Here is a 17,378-nt window from a genome sequence, read left to right as displayed (position 1 = left end):
GGGGAGGACGCTATGAATCTGTCCAAATTCTTCATCGACCGGCCGATTTTCGCCGGCGTCCTCTCCGTGCTGATCTTTCTCGCGGGGCTGCTGGCCCTGCGGGTGATGCCGATTTCCGAATATCCGGAAGTCGTGCCGCCGCAGGTGATCGTGCGCGCCACCTATCCCGGCGCCAGCCCGAAGGTCATTGCCGCCACCGTGGCGACCCCGATCGAGGAGGCGATCAACGGCGTCGAGGACATGCTCTACATGTCCAGCTAGGCGACGACGGACGGCGTGATGACGCTCACCGTCACCTTCAAGCTCGGCACTGACCCCGACAAGGCGACGCAACTAGTGCAGAACCGCGTCGGCCAGGCCGAGCCGCGGCTGCCGGAAGAGGTGCGCGCGCTCGGCATCACCACCGCCAAGAGTTCGCCGACCTTCCTCATGGTCGTGCATCTCATCTCGCCCAATGACCGCTACGACATCACCTATCTGCGCAATTACGCGGTGCTGAACGTCAAGGACCGGCTCGCCCGCATCGGCGGCGTCGGCCAGATCGACATTTTCGGCGGTGGCGACTACGCCATGCGCGTCTGGCTCGATCCGCAGAAGATCGCCGAGCACGGCCTCTCCGCCGGCGATGTGGTCAACGAAATCCGCGCCCAGAACGTGCAGGCCGCCGCCGGCATCGTCGGCGCCTCGCCCTCGCTGGATGATGTGGACCTGCAGCTCACCATCAACGCCCAGGGCCGGCTGGAGAGCGAGGAGGAATTCGGCGACATCGTCGTGAAGACCGGCGCCAACGGACAGGTGGTGCGGCTGCGCGACGTGGCGCGGCTCGAACTCGGCGCCGCCGACTACGCGCTGCGCTCGCTGCTCGACAACAAGCAGGCGGTCGGCCTCGGCGTGTTCCAGGCGCCGGGCTCGAACGCTCTGGAAATCGCCGAGAATGTCCGCGCCACCATGGCGGAGGTGAAGAAGACGATGCCCGAAGGCGTCGACTTCGACATCGTCTACGATACGACCCGCTTCGTCGACGCCTCCATCGAGGCGGTGGTGCACACGCTGTTCGAGGCGGTGGCGCTGGTCGTCATCGTTGTCGTGGTGTTCCTGCAGACCTGGCGCGCCTCGATCATCCCGCTGCTCGCCGTGCCGGTCTCCATCGTCGGCACCTTCGCGGTGATGTATCTGTTCGGCTTCTCCATCAACGCGCTCAGCCTGTTCGGCCTCGTGCTCGCCATCGGCATCGTCGTCGACGACGCCATCGTCGTGGTGGAGAATGTCGAACGCAACATCGAGAACGGGCTGACGCCGCGCGCCGCCGCCTATCAGGCGATGAGCGAGGTGTCGGGCCCGATCATCGCCATCGCCCTGGTGCTGGTGGCGGTGTTCGTGCCGCTCGCCTTCATCACCGGCCTGTCCGGCCAGTTCTACCGCCAGTTCGCGCTCACCATCGCCATTTCGACGGTGATCTCCGCGATCAACTCGCTGACGCTGTCGCCCGCGCTGGCGGCGCTGCTGCTGCGCGGCCACGACACCCCGCCGGACGCGCTCCAGCGTGTCATCAACTTCCTGTTCGGCTGGTTCTTCCGTGGCTTCAACTGGGTGTTCGCACGTGGTTCGCGCGGCTATGGCGGCGGCGTGCGCGGCACGCTGAAGGTGAAGAGCCTGGTCATGGTGTTCTACGCCGTGATGCTCGGCGCCACCTGGTGGCTGTTCCAGGCGGTGCCGCCCGGCTTCGTGCCGGCGCAGGACAAGCAGTATCTCGTCGGCTTCGCCCAGCTTCCCGACGGCGCCACGCTCGACCGCACGGAAGAGGTGATCCGGCAGATGACCGAGATCACGCTGGCGCAGCCCGGCGTGTCGAGCGCGGTGGCCTTCCCCGGCCTGTCCATCGCCGGTTTCTCCAACTCGTCTAATGCCGGCATCGTGTTCTCGGTGCTCGACCCGTTCGAGGAACGCACGAGCCCGGAACTCTCCGCCGGCGCCATCGCCGGGGCGCTGAACCAGAAATATGGGGTGATCAAGGGCGCGTTCATCGCCATGTTCCCGCCCCCGCCGGTGCAGGGCCTCGGCGTCGTCGGCGGCTTCAAGATGCAGATCGAGGACCGCGCCGGCCGTGGCTATGAGGCGCTTAACGAGGTCACCAATGCCTTCATGGCCAAGGCCATGGCGGCGCCGGAACTCACCGGCCAGTTCACCACCTACCAGATCAACGTGCCGCAGATCTTCACCAATGTGGACCGTACCAAGGCGCGCCAGCTCGGCGTGCCGATCCAGGCGGTGTTCGAGACGCTGCAGGTCTATCTCGGCTCGCTCTATGTCAACGACTTCAACAAGTTCGGCCGCACCTACTCGGTGCGGGCGCAGGCCGACGCGCCGTTCCGCGCCCGGCCCGAGGACATCGGCAAGCTCAAGGTGCGCTCCAATAGCGGCGAAATGATCCCGCTCTCGGCGCTGCTGCGGGTGGAGACCACGGCCGGGCCGGAACGCGCCCAGCGCTATAACGGCTTCCTCACCGCCGACTTCAACGCCTCGCCGGCGCCGGGCTATTCCTCCGGACAGGCGCAGGAAGCGGCGATGCGGATCGCCGCCGAAGTGCTGCCGCCGGGCTTCGATTATGAATGGACCGACCTCACCTATCAGGAGATCCTCGCCGGCGATTCCTCGCTCATCGTCTTCCCGCTCGCCCTGCTGCTCGTCTTCCTGGTGCTGGCGGCGCAGTATGAAAGCCTGACGCTGCCCATCGCGATCATCCTGATCGTGCCCATGGGCCTGCTGGCGGCGCTCTATGGCGTGTGGATGGGCGGCGGAGACAACAACATCTTCACCCAGATCGGCCTTGTCGTGCTGGTCGGCCTGTCGGCGAAGAACGCGATCCTGATCGTCGAATTCGCCCGCGAGCTGGAGTTCATGGGGCGCAACCCGGTGGAGGCGGCGATCGAGGCCAGCCGCCTGCGGCTGCGGCCAATCCTCATGACCTCCTTCGCCTTCATCATGGGCGTGCTGCCGCTGGTGCTCTCCACCGGCGCCGGCGCCGAGATGCGCCATGCCATGGGCATCGCCGTGTTCGCCGGCATGATCGGCGTCACCTTCTTCGGGCTGTTCCTCACGCCCGTCTTCTACGTGCTGCTGCGGCGCCTGGCGGGCAACCGCCCGCTGCGGCAGCACGGCGAGGCCCATATCGCGCCGCTTGCGGCCGAGTGAGCCTTGCTACCCGGCCGGGAGGCCGCTTCCCGCGCGTCGGTTGCCCCCTCGACGCAAGAGAGCGCGGTTCTTCCGGCCGGTCTCGTTCGACAGGAGCGGCGGGGAATGGCACATAGAGCCTCCCGCCGCCAGGATGCCGCTGCGCATGAAGCCGATCAAAGCCGACTGGACCGATGTGGTCCTCGTCTGCCGCAAATGCGCGAAGAAGCTGGACGGCGGCTTCGGCCCTGATGCCGACCAGCCCCTGCCCAAGGCGCTGCGCGCCGCCATCGCCGCGCGCAAGGGCGGCAAGCCGATGAAGAAACCGCGCCGCAAGGGCGCTCATGTCGCGGTGGTCGAGGTGCCCTGCCTCGACATCTGCCCGAAGAACGCCGTGGTGGTCATTCCCGCCGGCCGGCCGGGGCGCTGGCTCAGCGTCGAACGCGGCACCGAGCTCGACGCGCTGCTCGACACCCTCGCCCCGGCGGCGGAACCCGCATGATCAGGCCGGCGTCTGCGCTGGCTTGTCCGCCTTCGCGGGAGGATTGAACGCCCACACCAGCGTGGTCATCAGGCTCACCCCGATGACGATACCGATCAGCCGCTCGATCGGCGGGGCCAGGCTGTCGGGCGGCGAGGTGCTGACCAGCGTCACCAGATAGGCGATGGCGCACTGGGTGCCGATATAGGCCTGGCCCGATTTGCCCAGGTGGATGCGGGCGAAGGAGAACACGCCGAGAAACAGCATCGTCGCCCACCACCACACATGCACCGCGTCGATCAGGATGACGAGCAGCGCCGCCGCCCCACCCAGCACGCAGCCGAGAATGCGCTGGAAGCCGCGATGGCGGGTCGCCAGCGGATCGCTGTCGACGACGATGAGGCTGGAAATCAGCACCTGCGGCAGTTGCGGCAGATTGAACAGCGACCACACGATGATGATGGTGAACGCCCCCAGCCCGGCGATCAGCGCCTGCCGCTCGGCGTTGAGCGCGGTGGTCGCCGCCGCCTGTGCTTTCAGACGCGCATGAAGCTCGCCGGCCCGGGGGCCGAGCGCCCAGCTCGACAGCGTGGCGCACACCACGCCGATGACGATCTCGAAACAGCGATAATGCGCGAAGCCGAAAAGCTGCGCCGGCTGGGTCATGGTGTAGAGCATCACCAGACCGAAGGTGAGCCCGCCGTAGAACCAGGCATAGCCATAGGCACTGCGCTGCCGGCCATAGGTACCCACCGCCGCGGCGATGGTGACCAGTGCAAGTTGCATCGGGTTGTATCCCTCCGCCCACTGGCCGATATAATAGCCGCTGACGACGCCGATGAAGGTGCCGAGCACGCGCAGCACGCCCTTGGTGAACAGCGCGTCACGGTCGACATTGGCGATGATCATGACGCTGAGCGCCGCCCAATAGGGCTCGTCCAGCCCCATAAGCAGCGCGACATAGACCGCGGCGAGCACGCCGGTGGCGGTGGCGAAGGCCTGCCGGTCGATGTCGCTGAAGCCGGTACCGCCCTCCTCCGCCATGGATCAGAACCAGATCAGCACGCGCGCATCCGCGCCGTTGAACAGGCCAAGGCCTTCCGGCCAGTGGTCCAGTGTCACCTCCACCGGAAAGCGGCGGGGCAGGCGGACCCAGTCGGTGGTCGGTTCGACATAGGGAATGACCTGCGGGTTGCTCGGCGTGCGGGCGACGCCGACCGCAATGCCGCTCACTCGCCCCCAATGCAGCGCCCAGGGGTCGGAGCCCAGCGTCAGCAGCGCCCGCTGGCCGACCTTGATGCGGGCGAGATGGCGTTCGCTGATATTCGCCACCACCCGGCGACGGCGGTCGGTGACGATGGCAAGCACCTCGCTGCCGGGACGCAGATAATCGCCGACGCGGGTGACGAAGGGCGCGACACGGCCGGCCTCCGGCGCGTTGACCACGGTTTTCGACAGATCGTACTTTGCCTTGGCAAGCGCCGCTTCCGCCGAGGCGATCGCCGCCTGCGCAACCGTCACCCGGCGCACCGAAACCGCAAGCTGCGCCTCGGCCGCGCTGACATTGGCCCCGGCGGTGGCGACATCCCGGATAGAGACATCAAGCGTTGCCTCGGGCGAATAGCCATCCTTCTCCAGCGCCTTGACGCGCACCAACTGGTCCTGCGCATTGGTCAGCACCGCCTGCGCCGAGGTGACGGCGGCCTTCGCGGCGCTCACCTCGTCCTGCGCGAGGTCGAGATTAGCGCGGGCGGTGGAGAGCGCCGCCTGCGTCTCCTGCACCTTCAGCGCATAGGGGGTACGCTCGATCTCGAACAAGAGCTGATCGGCCGCGACGGCCTGGTTGTTCTGCACCGCGAGCTTGGACACCGGCCCTTCGATCTCCGAGGCGAGCACCACGATGTCGCTGTTGACATAGGCGTCGCCGGTGTAGGCGAAGAACCGCACGCAGATCTCGTAGGCCGCGAACAAACCAAGGATCACCCCGACGATCAGCGATATGGGGTGGCGGACAAGTCGGCTGAGCATGAAAGACGCGGCTCCACGGATTCCGGCCCGGGGCCGGCGCGGCGCATCATCGCGGCTTTACCTCCCGCGCTCAATCCTCTCCAGCTACCGTTCCGCGGCGTGCGCGCATCGCCCGGCGCTTTTATTGCCGCCGCTCCTCGATGGCGGGCAGCATCGGCTCCTCGTCCTCTTCGCTGCGCTCGCGCGCGCCGGGATGCTCCTCGATCATCGGCCCCGGCGTCGCGGCGGCGCGGGCGGCGGCACGACGGGGCCGCGCGGGCGGGGCAAGCTCCTCCGCGCTCTGGTTCACCACCCGCAGCGGCGGCGCCATGCCCTTCTTGTCGGTGCCCAGATAGACCGTCTGATGCGGGTACGGCATCTCGATGCCGCGCACGTCGAAGGCGGCCTTGATGCGGCGGTAGAATTCGCGCCGGACGTTCCACTGGCCGAGGGGGCGGGTCTTGAAGCGCCCGCGAAGCTGGATGTGCGAGGGGTCGAGCGCCTCGACACCAACCACCTCGAACGGTTCGATGATGGTCTCCGCCAGCGGCCCGTTCGCCGCCATGTCGGCCGCGACTTCCGCCATCAGCGCCAGCGCCTCGTCGATGCTCTCGCGATAGGCGACGCGCACATCCACCACCGCATAGGCGAAGTCCTTCGACATGTTCTTGACCGTCTGCACCTCGCCGAACGGGATCGAGTGCACATTGCCGTCGAAATCGCGCATGTGCACGGTGCGGATGGTGATCTTCTCCACCAGCCCGGCATGGGCACCGACCTCCACCACGTCGCCGACGGAAATGGTGTCCTCCATCAGGATGAACACGCCGGTGATGACATCCTTCACCAGAGTCTGCGCGCCGAAGCCGATGGCGAGGCCGAGCACGCCGGCGCCGGCGAGCAGCGGAGCGATGTTGATGCCGATCTCCGACAGCAGGATCAGGCTGCCAATGGTCAGCAGCACCACGCGGAAGGCGTTCTGCAGGAAGGGCAGCAGCGTCTTCAGCCGGGTGGAATTGGGGTTGGCGACCCGCAGCCGCTCGGCGAAGGCGGTGGAGATTTCCCACAGGACGAGTCCGATCAGCACCACCACGCCGATGGAAATGAGCCGCCCGACCGCCAGCCGCCCGCCTTCCGAAGCCAGCCGCTCGAACGGCCGCGCGCCCCAGATTTCCAGCAGCACCAGCGCCGCGACCAGCATCACCAGCCCCTGCATGGCGCTGCGCAGCGCGGGCAGGTAGCGATTGGCTCGCGCCTCCAGCAAGGGATAGCGCGCGCGCATCTCGGCATTGAGCTTGAACACCCGCTCGAAGGCCCGCAGCATCAGCGCGATCACCGCCGCGGCGAGGCCGAGGGTGAGCAGCGAAAGCAGGGTGGCGCGGGCCAGGAAGGCGAAGCCGCCATCGACATCGAGCGTCCAGACCAGGAAGCCGGCGATCACATAGGCGATGGCGAGGACGTGCCAGAAATCCGCCACCGCATTGCGCAGCCGCGCCGCCCGCCCCTCGCGCGCGCCGAGACGGCGCAGACGCTGGCCGACACCCGCCCGGACCTGCAGCACGAACACCACGCACATGCCGGCGACGAACAGGGCGAGGACATTGCTGAAGAACAGATAGGTCGGCAACGCCAGGCCGAGCACCCAGGCGGCGCGCAGCAGGAAATGGCCATAGACCAGCGTGTAGGTGAAGCGGCGGACCCAGAGATAGCCATAGGCCGCGCTTTCATGATCGAGCGGAAACAGCCGCATCTGCGGCGCGTCCGGCGTCAGCACCGCGCGGGCGCCAACCAGGATCAGCCGCGCCAGCACATTGGCGTTGATGACGGTGACGACGGCGAGGCGGACGATGAAGGCCAGTTCCACCAGCGCCAGCACGCCGAAGGCCGCGGCCGCGAAGGCGGCGATGGGCACGATGTCGATCAGCGTACGCAGCGCCAGCAGCAAGGCGCGCATGAACAGACCACGCGCCGGCCGCGCCTCGATCGCCCGTCGCAGCCCCGCCAGCAGCCGCTTGGCGAGGAATTCCGCCAGCAGCGCGGCGGCGAGCACCGCGATGATCATCGTCACGGCCCAGCCGACACGCTCCAGCACCAGCGGATCGGACAGATCGGTGAAGAGCTGTTCGACCTGCGCCGGCAATTGCTCGATCTCGCCGACCAGCGACAGCACCGAGCCGGAGAAGGCGCCGAGCGACTGGGTGGCGCCGGACAGCCAGTCGTCACGGTCCGGCGCCAGCGGCTGCGCCGCCACCGGCCCGGCTGCCGGAGTTGTCGCCACACCGGTTTCGCTGTCCAGCAAGGCCCGCAGCCGGCTAAGGAAACGCGCGCGCGCCTCGTTGTCGCTCAGCGTGTCGAGCAGCGCCCGGAGGTCGGCCTGGCGCACCTCAGGCGCGGGGGCCGACGATCCGCCGGCGGCTGGTTCGGCGGCGGAGGCTCCGGAGGCCGGAGGCGGAGCGATACTGGTGGGGGCGCCGGCGGTCTGGGCCGCGAGCGGGCCGGCAAGGAGGGGAAGCGCGAGGAAACAAAGGGCGAGGACGAGGCGGCTGAGGGCACGCAGCGGCATGAGGCCTTCCGTCGGTCGCGGCCCCAGGCGGCGAAGCCACGAGGACGCAGAGTGTGGGGAGCCGGAATGGCGGGTGCGGCTTCTTAAACGCGCGAGCCGGCGATTGGTTCCGCGCGTCGCGCGATTTAACCGGCAGAGCGACAGCGACGCGATGTCGCCCCGGCCTTGCTCCCGACACCTTCATCGGCACATTGGCGCCATCGCGCTGCGGCTGTGAGAGGACATGGAAGCTTTATCCGCCGAGGTGGTCGCGTTTCTGAACGGCCACGACTATCTGATCCCGCTGGTGATCGGCCTCATCGCCTTCGGCGAATCGCTGGTGCTGGTCGGCCTCGTCATCCCCGCCACCGCGCTCATGCTCGCCATTGGCGGACTGGTCGGCACCGGCATCGTCTCGCCGCTCCCGGTCATCGCCGCCGCCATTGCCGGCGCCGTGCTCGGCGATGTCGTCTCCTATTGGCTGGGACGCTGGCTCGGGCCGCGCGTCGTGCACCGCCGCCCGCTGCTGCATTATCGCGAGCAGGTGGCGCAGGCGCGGCTGTTCTTCCGCCGCTTCGGCTTCGCCTCGGTGTTCGTCGGCCGCTTCTTCGGCCCGGTGCGCGCCACCATGCCGCTGGTCGCCGGCATGATGCGGATGGACCAGCGCCGCTTCCAGTTCGCCAATGTCTCCTCGGCCATCGTCTGGGCGCCGGTGATGCTGGCGCCCGGCTGGGTGGCCGGCAGAAGCGCGGGCGAACTCGGCGCCCACAGCCAGGGCGAATGGCTGGTGCTGATGGTCGGCATCACCCTCGTCATGCTGATCGCGACGGTCGTCGTGCTGCGGGTGATCAAGGGTCGCATCGCCAAGCGTCCGCGCGCCCGGCGCCGGCCCAGCGGGGTACCGGCGGCGTAAAGCCGGCAAGGTTTCCGACCGTCTTAACCATTTCGTAAGGATTCGTCCGCCCGGACGGCGCCTTGCGCTACTATGGCGCCCAAGAGGCTTCTGGCGGCCCGCCCGGCGCGGACGTCCGGGGCCGCAGGTCGGACGGCGGACGGATAGGCGCAATGATCGACAAGCTAGAGCCCTCCATCGGTCCCGCGCGGGCGCGTGCCGGCGAGGAAAGCGGCGGCGCGCCGCGTCCGCCGGCGCCGGCTTCCGCCCCGCGGCCCAAGGGTCCGCCGCAGGACCCGGTGGCGTTCCAGCGCTGGCTCGGCATCGAGCAATTGAAGCTGCAGATGCGCCGGCTGGAGATCGAGACCAAGCGGGCGGAGGCGCCGCCCTCCCGCGCCGCGCATCCGGCTCTGCCGGTGCTGTACGGGCTGGTGCTGGTGCTGCTGCTGGCCGGTGTCGCCTTCCTCACGGCGCAGGTGCTGAGCCTGCGCGACGAGGTGGCCACGCTGCGCGGCGCCGAAGCCACGCTCTCCGAACGTGTCGAGGCGCTGGAAGTCCCGCCGGCGCCGCAGGCCACCGCGCCGGCCACGCCACCCGCCGCGAGCGCGACGGCCCCCGCCGCGCCGGCATCGGCCGCTCCCTCACCCGCGATGCCCGGGCCCGCGACCTCCGCGCCGGCCGATCCTCTGGTGCCTCTGGCGGGCACAACGCCGACTCCGGCCCAGAATGCGCCCGCTGCGAACCCGCCCGCTCCGGCGACCGCGGCTCTGCCCGGCGCGGGCTATACGGTGCGCATCTTCGCTCCGGTCAACACCGTGCCCAAGGCGCGGGTCGACGCCTTCACCGCGCCGCTGAAGGCGGCCGGCTTCGATGTCGTGGTGTCGGATACCGGCGTGGTGCAGACCACCAGCAACACCCTCTCCTTCCACGCCGGCAGCGCCGAAATGGCGGAGGAGGTGGCGGCGCTGATCCAGAAGCGGCGGCCGGCGCTCGGGGTCGAACTGCGCGCCTCCCCCTCCATTCCCGACAGCGCGCGGCAGGTGCTGATCCTCAACCTGACCGAGGACGCCTTCAACTGAGGCGCGGGACCGCGAGCGCCCGCGCTCAGGCGGCGGCACGCCCGCGCCGGGCGGTGCGGCCGGCCTCGCGAATGGCGGCGATGTTGGCGGCATAGGCCTCGCGTCCGCCCTTGAACACGGCCGAGCCGGCGACCAGCACATTCGCCCCGGCCGAGGCGCAGAGCGCGGCGGTCTCCGGTGTCACCCCGCCATCGACTTCGAGATGGATCGGCCGCTCGCCGATCATCGCCCGCAGCCGGTAGATCTTCGGCAGCACGTCGGCGATGAAGGCCTGGCCCCCGAAGCCGGGATTGACCGTCATCGGCAGGATGAGGTCCACCTTGTCGAGGACATAGGCGACCACGCTCTCATGCGTCGCCGGGTTCAGCGCCACGCCGGCCTTCTTGCCGAGAGAGCGGATGAGCTGGAGGCAGCGGTCGAGATGATGCGTCGCCTCGGCCTGCACGGTGATGATGTCCGCCCCCGCCTTGGCGAAGGCCTCAATGTACGGCTCCACCGGCTCGATCATCAGATGCACATCGAACAGCCTGTCGGTGTGCGGGCGCATGGCCTTGATGACATCCGGCCCGAAGCTGATGTTGGGCACGAAATGCCCGTCCATCACGTCGAGATGAATCCAGTCGGCGCCGGCGCTGGCGACATCGCGCACCTCTTCGCCGAAGCGGGCGAAGTCGGAGGCGAGCATGGAGGGGGCGATGAGAACCATGGGTGTGTCTCCTGGCGAGGCCGCGTGGCGAAGTCCTGGCACCGAGTCATCCCCGGGCCTGGCCCGGGATCAACGTCTTGGGTCGCGCGTGAACAAGGCATGGATGGCCGGGCCAAGCCCGGCCATGACGCTCGAAGGCGCTCACCTGAGCGGCGGGTAGCTGTCGATGCCGCCGGAAAACACCCGGCTGGCGAGAATGTCCTCGGCAGCGAGGGTGACGAGGTCGTCCGCCGTCACCGGCCGCTCGGAGTTGAACAGCCGGTTGGCCTGGCGCAGCCGGGCACGGTCCAGCGCGTTGCGGATCGAGCGGCCATTGGCGAAATGCGGCTGCGCCATGCGCAGCTCGATATAGCGGCGGAACGCCTCCTCCGCCTCGCGGTCCATGCGGTAATTCATGGTGTCGAGAATGCGGGCGCCGATGGCGTCGAGCTCGTCGGCGGAATAGTCGGGGAAGTCGACATGATGGGCGACGCGCGAGCGAAAGCCTGGGTTGGCGGTGAAGAAGCGCTCCATCCGATCGGCATAGCCGGCCAGGATGACGACGAGATCGTCGCGCTGGTTCTCCATCACCTGCAGCAATATCTCGATCGCCTCCTGCCCGTAATCGCGCTCATTCTCCGGCCGGTAGAGATAATACGCCTCGTCGATGAACAGCACGCCGCCCATCGCCTTCTTCAGGATCTCTTTCGTCTTCGGCGCCGTATGGCCAATGTACTGGCCGACAAGGTCGTCGCGGGTCACGGTGACGAGATGACCCTTGCGGACATAGCCGAGCTTGTGGAGGATCTCCGCCATCCGCAGCGCCACGGTCGTCTTGCCGGTGCCGGGATTGCCGGTGAAGCTCATATGCAGGGTCGGGCTCACCGCCTCCAGCCCGAAGCGGCGGCGGGCGGTGTCGACGAGAAGCAGCGCGCCGATTTCGCGCAGCCGGCGCTTCACCGGCACCAGCCCCACCAGTTCGCGGTCGAGCTGGTCGAACACATCCGCCAGCCCGCTGGAAGCGAATTCGGCCTTGAGGTCGATGGAGTCCGGCACTTTCGGCGTCTCGCCGGCGCCACGGGTGGGATCGTCGATCACGGCGTCCATGGGAGCCTCCATTGGCGGTTTGGTCACCCCGGCGGCGCGCGTCGCGGCGGCCGGAATGAGGACCGGGCAGAGAAAGAAAAGGGGACCGATGCCGGGCGCGGCATTCCGACATCGGTCCCTCGCGGCCGGGGAGGAAACCGGACGACCGCGATTCTCCGTCGGGGGAGTAGTGGGGAGCCGACGGATCAGTAGCGCGCGCCTTCCGGGCGGTTAGCCGCATAGGCGCGCGTCGTGTAGCGGATCGACCTGCCGTCGATTTCCTGCCGTTCCAGCGCGAAGCCGGGTTCGTCAGTGGGACGGTCGGTGATGAAGGAGAGGCGCAGCGATTCCCACGTATGGGTGGCGTCGAAGGCGCTGACGCGGATGTATTGCCGGCCGCCATAGGCCTTGCGGCACTCGTTCAGTTCGAACATCACGCCGGCAGCGTCCGGCACGTCGAACATCGGCTGGCCCCACAATTCCCAATAGGTGTTGCGCGGGTGCGGATCGTCGGTGAACTCGATGTTCACCGCCCAGCCCTTGTCGATGCAGTACTGGACTTGGCGGGCGATCTGCGCGTCGGTGAGATCGGGCAGGAAGGAGAAGGCTCCCTGAGTCAGGCGCATGGTGGTGTCTCGCTCTCGTCATCCCGGTCGGCCGGAGGCAGCACCAGGATCGGGTTCCGGAAAAGGGTTTCCACTCTGGTCTCGCGATCCCGGATCACGCCTGCGGCGCGTCCGGGATGGCGGAACTCACTCCGCCGCCGTGGCCTGCGGCACGAAATCGGGCGTGTCGGTGGAGGAGTAGTTAAAGGTCACGTCCTTCCACGTCTCCAGCGCCTGCTTCAGCGGCAGGCAGTGGCGCGCAGCGTCCTTGAGGATTTCCGGACCCTCATTGACGATGTCACGCCCCTCATTGCGCGCGAGGATCATCGCCTCCAGCGCCACGCGGTTGGCGGTCGCACCGGCCTGAATACCCATCGGGTGGCCGATGGTGCCGCCGCCGAACTGCAGCACCACATCCTCGCCGAGCAGGTCGATGAGCTGGTGCATCTGGCCAGCATGGATGCCGCCCGAGGCGACCGGCATCAGCTTGCGGGTCGAGGCCCAATCCTGATCGAAGAAGATGCCATGCGCGAGGTTCTGCGGCACAAAATCCTCGCGGCAGAGGTCGTAATAGCCCTTGGTCGTGTGGGGGTCGCCCTCCAGCTTGCCCACCACGGTGCCGGCATGGATGTGGTCGACGCCGGCGAGGCGCATCCATTTGGTGATGACGCGGAAGGAGACGCCGTGGCTCTTCTGCCGGGTATAGGTGGAGTGGCCGGCGCGGTGCAGATGCAGGATCATGTCGTTGCGCCGCGCCCATTTCGCCATGGACTGGATCGCGGTGTAGCCGATGATCAGGTCGATCATGACGATGGAGGAACCGAGGCTCTTGGCGAACTCGGCGCGCTCATACATGTCTTCCATGGTGGCGGCGGTGACGTTGAGATAGGTGCCCTTCACCTCGCCGGTGCCGGCCTGCGCCTTGTTCACCGCCTCCATGCAGTAGAGGAAGCGGTCGCGCCAGTGCATGAAGGGCTGCGAGTTGATGTTCTCGTCGTCCTTGGTGAAATCGAGCCCGCCCTTCAGCGCCTCATAGACCACGCGGCCATAGTTGCGGCCGGACAGGCCGAGCTTGGGCTTCACCGTGGCGCCGAGCAGCGGCCGGCCGAACTTGTCGAGCCGCTCGCGCTCCACCACGATGCCGGTGGCCGGACCGTCGAAGGTCTTCACATAGGCGACGGGCAGGCGCATGTCCTCGAGGCGCAGAGCCTTGAGCGGCTTGAAGCCGAAGACGTTGCCGATGATCGAGGCCGAGAGGTTGGCGATCGAGCCCGGCTCGAACAGGTCGAGATCATAGGCGATATAGGCGAACCAGGAGCCGGGCGCGTTCGGCACCGGATCGACCCGGTAGCACTTGGCGCGGTACTTGTCGCAGGCGGTCAGGCGGTCGGTCCACACCACGGTCCAGGTGGCGGTGGAGCTTTCGCCGGCCACCGCCGCCGAGGCCTCGATCTCGTCGACGCCGTCCTGCGGGGTGATACGGAACACGGCGATCACGTCCGTGTCCTTCGGCTCGTAGTCAGGCTGCCAGTAGCCCATCTTGCGGTATTCCATCACGCCGGCGCTGTAGCGGCTGCGCTTCTCCTCGGCGGGCTTGGTCTTGTCGATCGCGTTCATGGATCTTCTCCCTGTGCGTTCCCGTCGGCGCCGCGGCTGAGGCGCGCGCCTGAAATCTCGTTGAACAGCTCCCGTCGCGGGGAGCGATTACTCCGCCGCCACCCGCGCGCCGCCGATCACCGGATCGAGGCTGCCGGAGGCGTAGCGCTTGGCCATGGCGGCCAGCGGCAGCACCTTGATCTGGCTGGCGTGACCCGCCGTGCCGAACTGCTCGAAACGCTCGCGGCAAAGGTCGCGCATCGCGTCCATGGCGGGTTTGAGGAATTTGCGCGGATCGAACTCGGCCTTGTTGGCCTGCGCCACCTTGCGGAACTGCGCCGTCATGGCGAGGCGGCAATCCGTGTCGATATTGACCTTGCGCACGCCGTGCTTGATGCCGCGCACGATCTCCTCCACCGGCACGCCCCAGGTCTGGGGCATCTCGCCGCCGCTGGCATTGAACAGATCCTGCAGCGGCTGCGGCACCGAGGAAGAGCCGTGCATCACCAGATGCACGTTCGGCAGCCGCCGGTGGATTTCCTCGATGATGTTCATGGCGAGGATGTCGCCGTCCGGCTGGCGCGAGAATTTGTAAGCGCCATGCGAAGTGCCCATGGCGATGGCGAGGGCGTCGACCCGGGTAGCGGCGACGAAATCCACCGCCTGGTCGGGATCGGTCAGCAACTGGTCATGGCTGAGCTGGCCTTCGGCGCCGTGGCCGTCCTCCTGCTCGCCGGCGCCATGCTCCAGCGAGCCGAGCACGCCGAGCTCGCCTTCCACCGAGGCGCCGACCCAGTGGGCGGCATCCACCACGCGGCGGGTGATGGCGACGTTGTAGTCGTAATCCGCAGGCGTCTTGGCGTCCTCTCTCAGGGAGCCGTCCATCATCACGGAGGTGAAGCCGTGCTGGATGGCGGAAAGGCAGGTCGCCTCGTTGTTCCCGTGGTCCTGATGCATGCAGATCGGGATCGCGGGGTACATCTCGGTCAGCGCGTCGATCATCCGCGAGAGCATGATGTCGCCGGCATAGGAACGGGCGCCGCGGCTCGCCTGCATGATGACCGGCGCGTCGACGGCCTGCGCCGCCTCCATGATCGCGATGCCCTGCTCCATATTGTTGATGTTGAAGGCCGGGACGCCGTAGCCATACTCGGCGGCGTGGTCGAGAAGCTGTCGAAGGGTGATGCGGGCCATTGGCTCTTCCTCTGGCTCAGGCGCAGGTGAGGAGGTCGCAGGTCGCGTCGACCACCGCCTCCGGGGTGATGTTGAAGTGGCGGTAGAGATCGCCCGCCGGGCCGGAAGCGCCGAAGCTCTCCATGCCGATGAAGCGTCCGCGCTCGCCGATCCAGCGGTCCCAGCCGAGCCGGGCCGCCGCCTCGATGGCGACGCGCGGGGCGGTGCCCAGCACGGCGCGGCGGTACTCATGGCTCTGGCGCTCAAACAGCTCCCAGCACGGCATGGAGACGACGGCGGCGTCGACACCGCGCTCGGCGAGCAGGTCCGCGCCCTTGAAGGCGATCTCGACCTCCGAGCCGGTGGCGAGCAGCGTCACGTCGCGCCGGCGCTTGGGCTTGCGGGCGACATAGGCGCCATAACCGACGAGGTTCTCTTCCGAATGCTCGGTGCGGAAGGTCGGAAGGTTCTGGCGCGAGAGCGCCAGCACCGAGGGCGTACCCTCCGCATGCAGAGCGAGCTGCCAGGCTTCCAGCGTCTCCACCGCATCGGCGGGGCGGAACACATAGAGGTTCGGCGTCGCCCGCAGCATGGCGAGATGCTCGACCGGCTGGTGGGTCGGCCCGTCCTCGCCGAGGCCGATGGAATCATGCGTCAGCACATAGACGACGCGCTGGCCCATCAGCGCCGAGAGCCGCATGCCGCCGCGCGCATAGTCGGAGAACACCATGAAGGTGCCGCCATAGGGAATGCTGCCGCGATGCAAGGCGAGGCCGTTCATCACCGCCGCCATCGCGTGTTCGCGAATGCCGTAATGAATGTAGCGGCCCGCGTAATTGCCCGGCGTTACCGATTCCATGCCCTTGGTCAGGGTGAGGTTGGAATGGGTGAGATCGGCCGAACCGCCAATGGTGAGGTCGGTGGCGCGGTTGATGACGCCGAGCGCCATCTCGGAGGCCTTGCGCGTCGCCACCTTCGGCGCGGTCTGCGAGAGTTCACGCTTATAGGCGGCGAGTTTCTCGTCGAAATCGGCCGGCAGGTCGCCTTCCATCGCCGCCTCGAAATCGGCGCGGCGGCCGGAGGCGGAGAGCCGCTTCTCCCAGGCCTCGCGCGCCTCGCGGCCGCGCCGGGCGATGGCGGCAAACGCCGCACGCACGTGCTCGGGCACTTCGAAGGGCGGGTGGTTCCAGCCGAGCGCCTCGCGCGCGCCCTCGATCTCGGCGGCGCCGAGCGGGGCGCCGTGCACGGCTTCCGTGCCGGCCTTGGTCGGGGCGCCGAAACCGATGGTGGTGCGGCAGGCGATCAGCACCGGCCGGTCGCTCGTCCGCGCCTCTGCGATGGCGTCGACCAGCGCGTGATGGGCATGGCCGTCGACCCGCAGCACCTTCCAGCCGGACGCCGTGAAACGGGCGAGCTGGTCGGTGGAGGTGGACAGCGCGGTGCTGCCGTCAATGGAGATGCCGTTATCGTCCCACAGCACGGTGAGCTTGGCGAGCTTGAGGTGCCCGGCGAGGTCGATGGCCTCGTGGCTGATGCCTTCCATCAGGCAGCCATCGCCGGCGATGACCCAGGTGCGGTGGTCGACGAGATCGTCGCCGAAGCGGGCGTTGAGCATGCGCTCGGCCAGCGCCATGCCGACCGCCGTGGTCAGCCCCTGCCCCAGCGGGCCGGTGGTGGTCTCGACACCGAGCGTGTGGCCGTGCTCGGGATGGCCGGCGGTGACGGCGCCGAGCTGGCGGAAGCTCTTGAGCTGCTCCGTGCCCATATCGGCATAGCCGAGCAGATGGTTGAGCGCGTAGAGCAGCATCGAGCCGTGACCGGCGGAGAGGATGAAGCGGTCGCGGTCCGGCCAGTCGGGACGGCTGGGGTCCAGCGTCACGAAGCGCGCGAACAGGGCGGTGGTGACATCCGCCATGCCCATGGGCATGCCGGGATGGCCGGACTTGGCCTTTTCCACCGCGTCCATGGTCAGGGCGCGCAGGGCATTGGCCATGTCGTCGTGCGGAAGCGCGCCGAGTTCGCGCAGGGGCGTGGCGGTCGATGGGCTGGTCAACATGCTGT

Annotated in this window: 12 protein-coding genes and 1 pseudogene; 4 read left to right on the top strand and 9 right to left on the bottom strand. The window is 68.1% G+C overall.

All coding sequences use genetic code 11. The features are described from left to right. The first annotated feature begins 12 nt into the window (after positions 1-12). A pseudogene (locus AAC979_RS01520) lies at positions 13-3,192 on the top strand (efflux RND transporter permease subunit). Positions 3,193-3,337: 145 nt separating this feature from the next. Continuing rightward, positions 3,338-3,673 (top strand): (2Fe-2S) ferredoxin domain-containing protein, encoded by a 336-nt coding sequence (locus AAC979_RS01515; protein WP_371345057.1) that lies wholly within the window; start codon positions 3,338-3,340, stop codon positions 3,671-3,673. On the opposite strand, the gene AAC979_RS01510 is transcribed toward AAC979_RS01515, so the two are convergent. The 3 genes from AAC979_RS01510 to AAC979_RS01500 all read right to left on the bottom strand — a co-directional run bounded on the left by AAC979_RS01510 (position 3,674) and on the right by AAC979_RS01500 (position 8,222). Further along, the gene (locus tag AAC979_RS01510) at positions 3,674-4,696 is read right to left on the bottom strand and encodes an FUSC family protein (RefSeq protein ID WP_371345056.1); all 1,023 of its coding nucleotides are present in this window, start codon (positions 4,694-4,696) and stop codon (positions 3,674-3,676) included. A gap of 3 nt (positions 4,697-4,699) precedes the next feature. Continuing rightward, complete coding sequence (locus tag AAC979_RS01505; protein WP_371345055.1) at positions 4,700-5,680, bottom strand: HlyD family secretion protein; 981 nt, start codon at positions 5,678-5,680, stop codon at positions 4,700-4,702. 121 nt (positions 5,681-5,801) lie between these two features. After that, positions 5,802-8,222 carry a mechanosensitive ion channel domain-containing protein gene (locus AAC979_RS01500; RefSeq protein ID WP_371345054.1) on the bottom strand — a complete coding sequence of 807 codons (2,421 nt, stop codon included), beginning with the start codon at positions 8,220-8,222 and terminating at the stop codon, positions 5,802-5,804. Positions 8,223-8,445: 223 nt separating this feature from the next. Here AAC979_RS01500 and AAC979_RS01495 point away from each other — a divergent pair, with 223 nt between their 5' ends. Beyond that, complete coding sequence (locus tag AAC979_RS01495) at positions 8,446-9,114, top strand: DedA family protein (protein ID WP_371345053.1); 669 nt, start codon at positions 8,446-8,448, stop codon at positions 9,112-9,114. Between the two features lie 152 nt (positions 9,115-9,266). Further along, on the top strand, positions 9,267-10,172 hold the full coding sequence (locus tag AAC979_RS01490) for a hypothetical protein (protein ID WP_371345052.1): 906 nt from the start codon (positions 9,267-9,269) through the stop codon (positions 10,170-10,172). 25 nt (positions 10,173-10,197) lie between these two features. Here the strand turns inward: AAC979_RS01490 and rpe are convergent, their stop codons facing one another. The 6 genes from rpe to tkt all read right to left on the bottom strand — a co-directional run bounded on the left by rpe (position 10,198) and on the right by tkt (position 17,373). Next, on the bottom strand, positions 10,198-10,878 hold the full coding sequence (gene rpe, locus AAC979_RS01485) for a ribulose-phosphate 3-epimerase (protein WP_371345051.1): 681 nt from the start codon (positions 10,876-10,878) through the stop codon (positions 10,198-10,200). A 141-nt stretch (positions 10,879-11,019) separates the two neighbouring features. Next, a complete protein-coding gene (gene cbbX / locus AAC979_RS01480) occupies positions 11,020-11,964 on the bottom strand; it encodes a CbbX protein (protein WP_371345050.1) in 945 nt (314 codons plus the stop codon). A gap of 185 nt (positions 11,965-12,149) precedes the next feature. Beyond that, on the bottom strand, positions 12,150-12,569 hold the full coding sequence (locus AAC979_RS01475) for a ribulose bisphosphate carboxylase small subunit (protein ID WP_371345049.1): 420 nt from the start codon (positions 12,567-12,569) through the stop codon (positions 12,150-12,152). A gap of 126 nt (positions 12,570-12,695) precedes the next feature. Continuing rightward, the gene (locus AAC979_RS01470) at positions 12,696-14,165 is read right to left on the bottom strand and encodes a form I ribulose bisphosphate carboxylase large subunit (protein ID WP_371345048.1); all 1,470 of its coding nucleotides are present in this window, start codon (positions 14,163-14,165) and stop codon (positions 12,696-12,698) included. 87 nt (positions 14,166-14,252) lie between these two features. After that, on the bottom strand, positions 14,253-15,338 hold the full coding sequence (gene fba / locus AAC979_RS01465; RefSeq protein ID WP_371345047.1) for a class II fructose-bisphosphate aldolase: 1,086 nt from the start codon (positions 15,336-15,338) through the stop codon (positions 14,253-14,255). Between the two features lie 16 nt (positions 15,339-15,354). Beyond that, entirely contained in the window at positions 15,355-17,373 is a 2,019-nt protein-coding gene (gene tkt, locus AAC979_RS01460) for a transketolase (RefSeq protein WP_371345046.1), read from the bottom strand. Positions 17,374-17,378 lie beyond the last annotated feature (5 nt).

The organism is Ancylobacter sp. IITR112 (genome assembly GCF_041415945.1).
In the GTDB taxonomy this organism is placed as follows: Bacteria; Pseudomonadota; Alphaproteobacteria; order Rhizobiales; family Xanthobacteraceae; genus Ancylobacter.
This window is presented reverse-complemented; position numbering and strand designations above follow the sequence as displayed.

What these genes read in the sequence shown, in the direction of transcription:
- AAC979_RS01515 (WP_371345057.1), top strand. Translation starts at nt 3,338, where the DNA reads ATGAAGCCGATCAAAGCCGACTGGACCGATGTGGTCCTCGTCTGCCGC.
- AAC979_RS01510 (WP_371345056.1), bottom strand. Translation starts at nt 4,696, where the DNA reads ATGGCGGAGGAGGGCGGTACCGGCTTCAGCGACATCGACCGGCAGGCC.
- AAC979_RS01505 (WP_371345055.1), bottom strand. Translation starts at nt 5,680, where the DNA reads ATGCTCAGCCGACTTGTCCGCCACCCCATATCGCTGATCGTCGGGGTG.
- AAC979_RS01500 (WP_371345054.1), bottom strand. Translation starts at nt 8,222, where the DNA reads ATGCCGCTGCGTGCCCTCAGCCGCCTCGTCCTCGCCCTTTGTTTCCTC.
- AAC979_RS01495 (WP_371345053.1), top strand. Translation starts at nt 8,446, where the DNA reads ATGGAAGCTTTATCCGCCGAGGTGGTCGCGTTTCTGAACGGCCACGAC.
- AAC979_RS01490 (WP_371345052.1), top strand. Translation starts at nt 9,267, where the DNA reads ATGATCGACAAGCTAGAGCCCTCCATCGGTCCCGCGCGGGCGCGTGCC.
- rpe (WP_371345051.1), bottom strand. Translation starts at nt 10,878, where the DNA reads ATGGTTCTCATCGCCCCCTCCATGCTCGCCTCCGACTTCGCCCGCTTC.
- cbbX (WP_371345050.1), bottom strand. Translation starts at nt 11,964, where the DNA reads ATGGACGCCGTGATCGACGATCCCACCCGTGGCGCCGGCGAGACGCCG.
- AAC979_RS01475 (WP_371345049.1), bottom strand. Translation starts at nt 12,569, where the DNA reads ATGCGCCTGACTCAGGGAGCCTTCTCCTTCCTGCCCGATCTCACCGAC.
- AAC979_RS01470 (WP_371345048.1), bottom strand. Translation starts at nt 14,165, where the DNA reads ATGAACGCGATCGACAAGACCAAGCCCGCCGAGGAGAAGCGCAGCCGC.
- fba (WP_371345047.1), bottom strand. Translation starts at nt 15,338, where the DNA reads ATGGCCCGCATCACCCTTCGACAGCTTCTCGACCACGCCGCCGAGTAT.
- tkt (WP_371345046.1), bottom strand. Translation starts at nt 17,373, where the DNA reads ATGTTGACCAGCCCATCGACCGCCACGCCCCTGCGCGAACTCGGCGCG.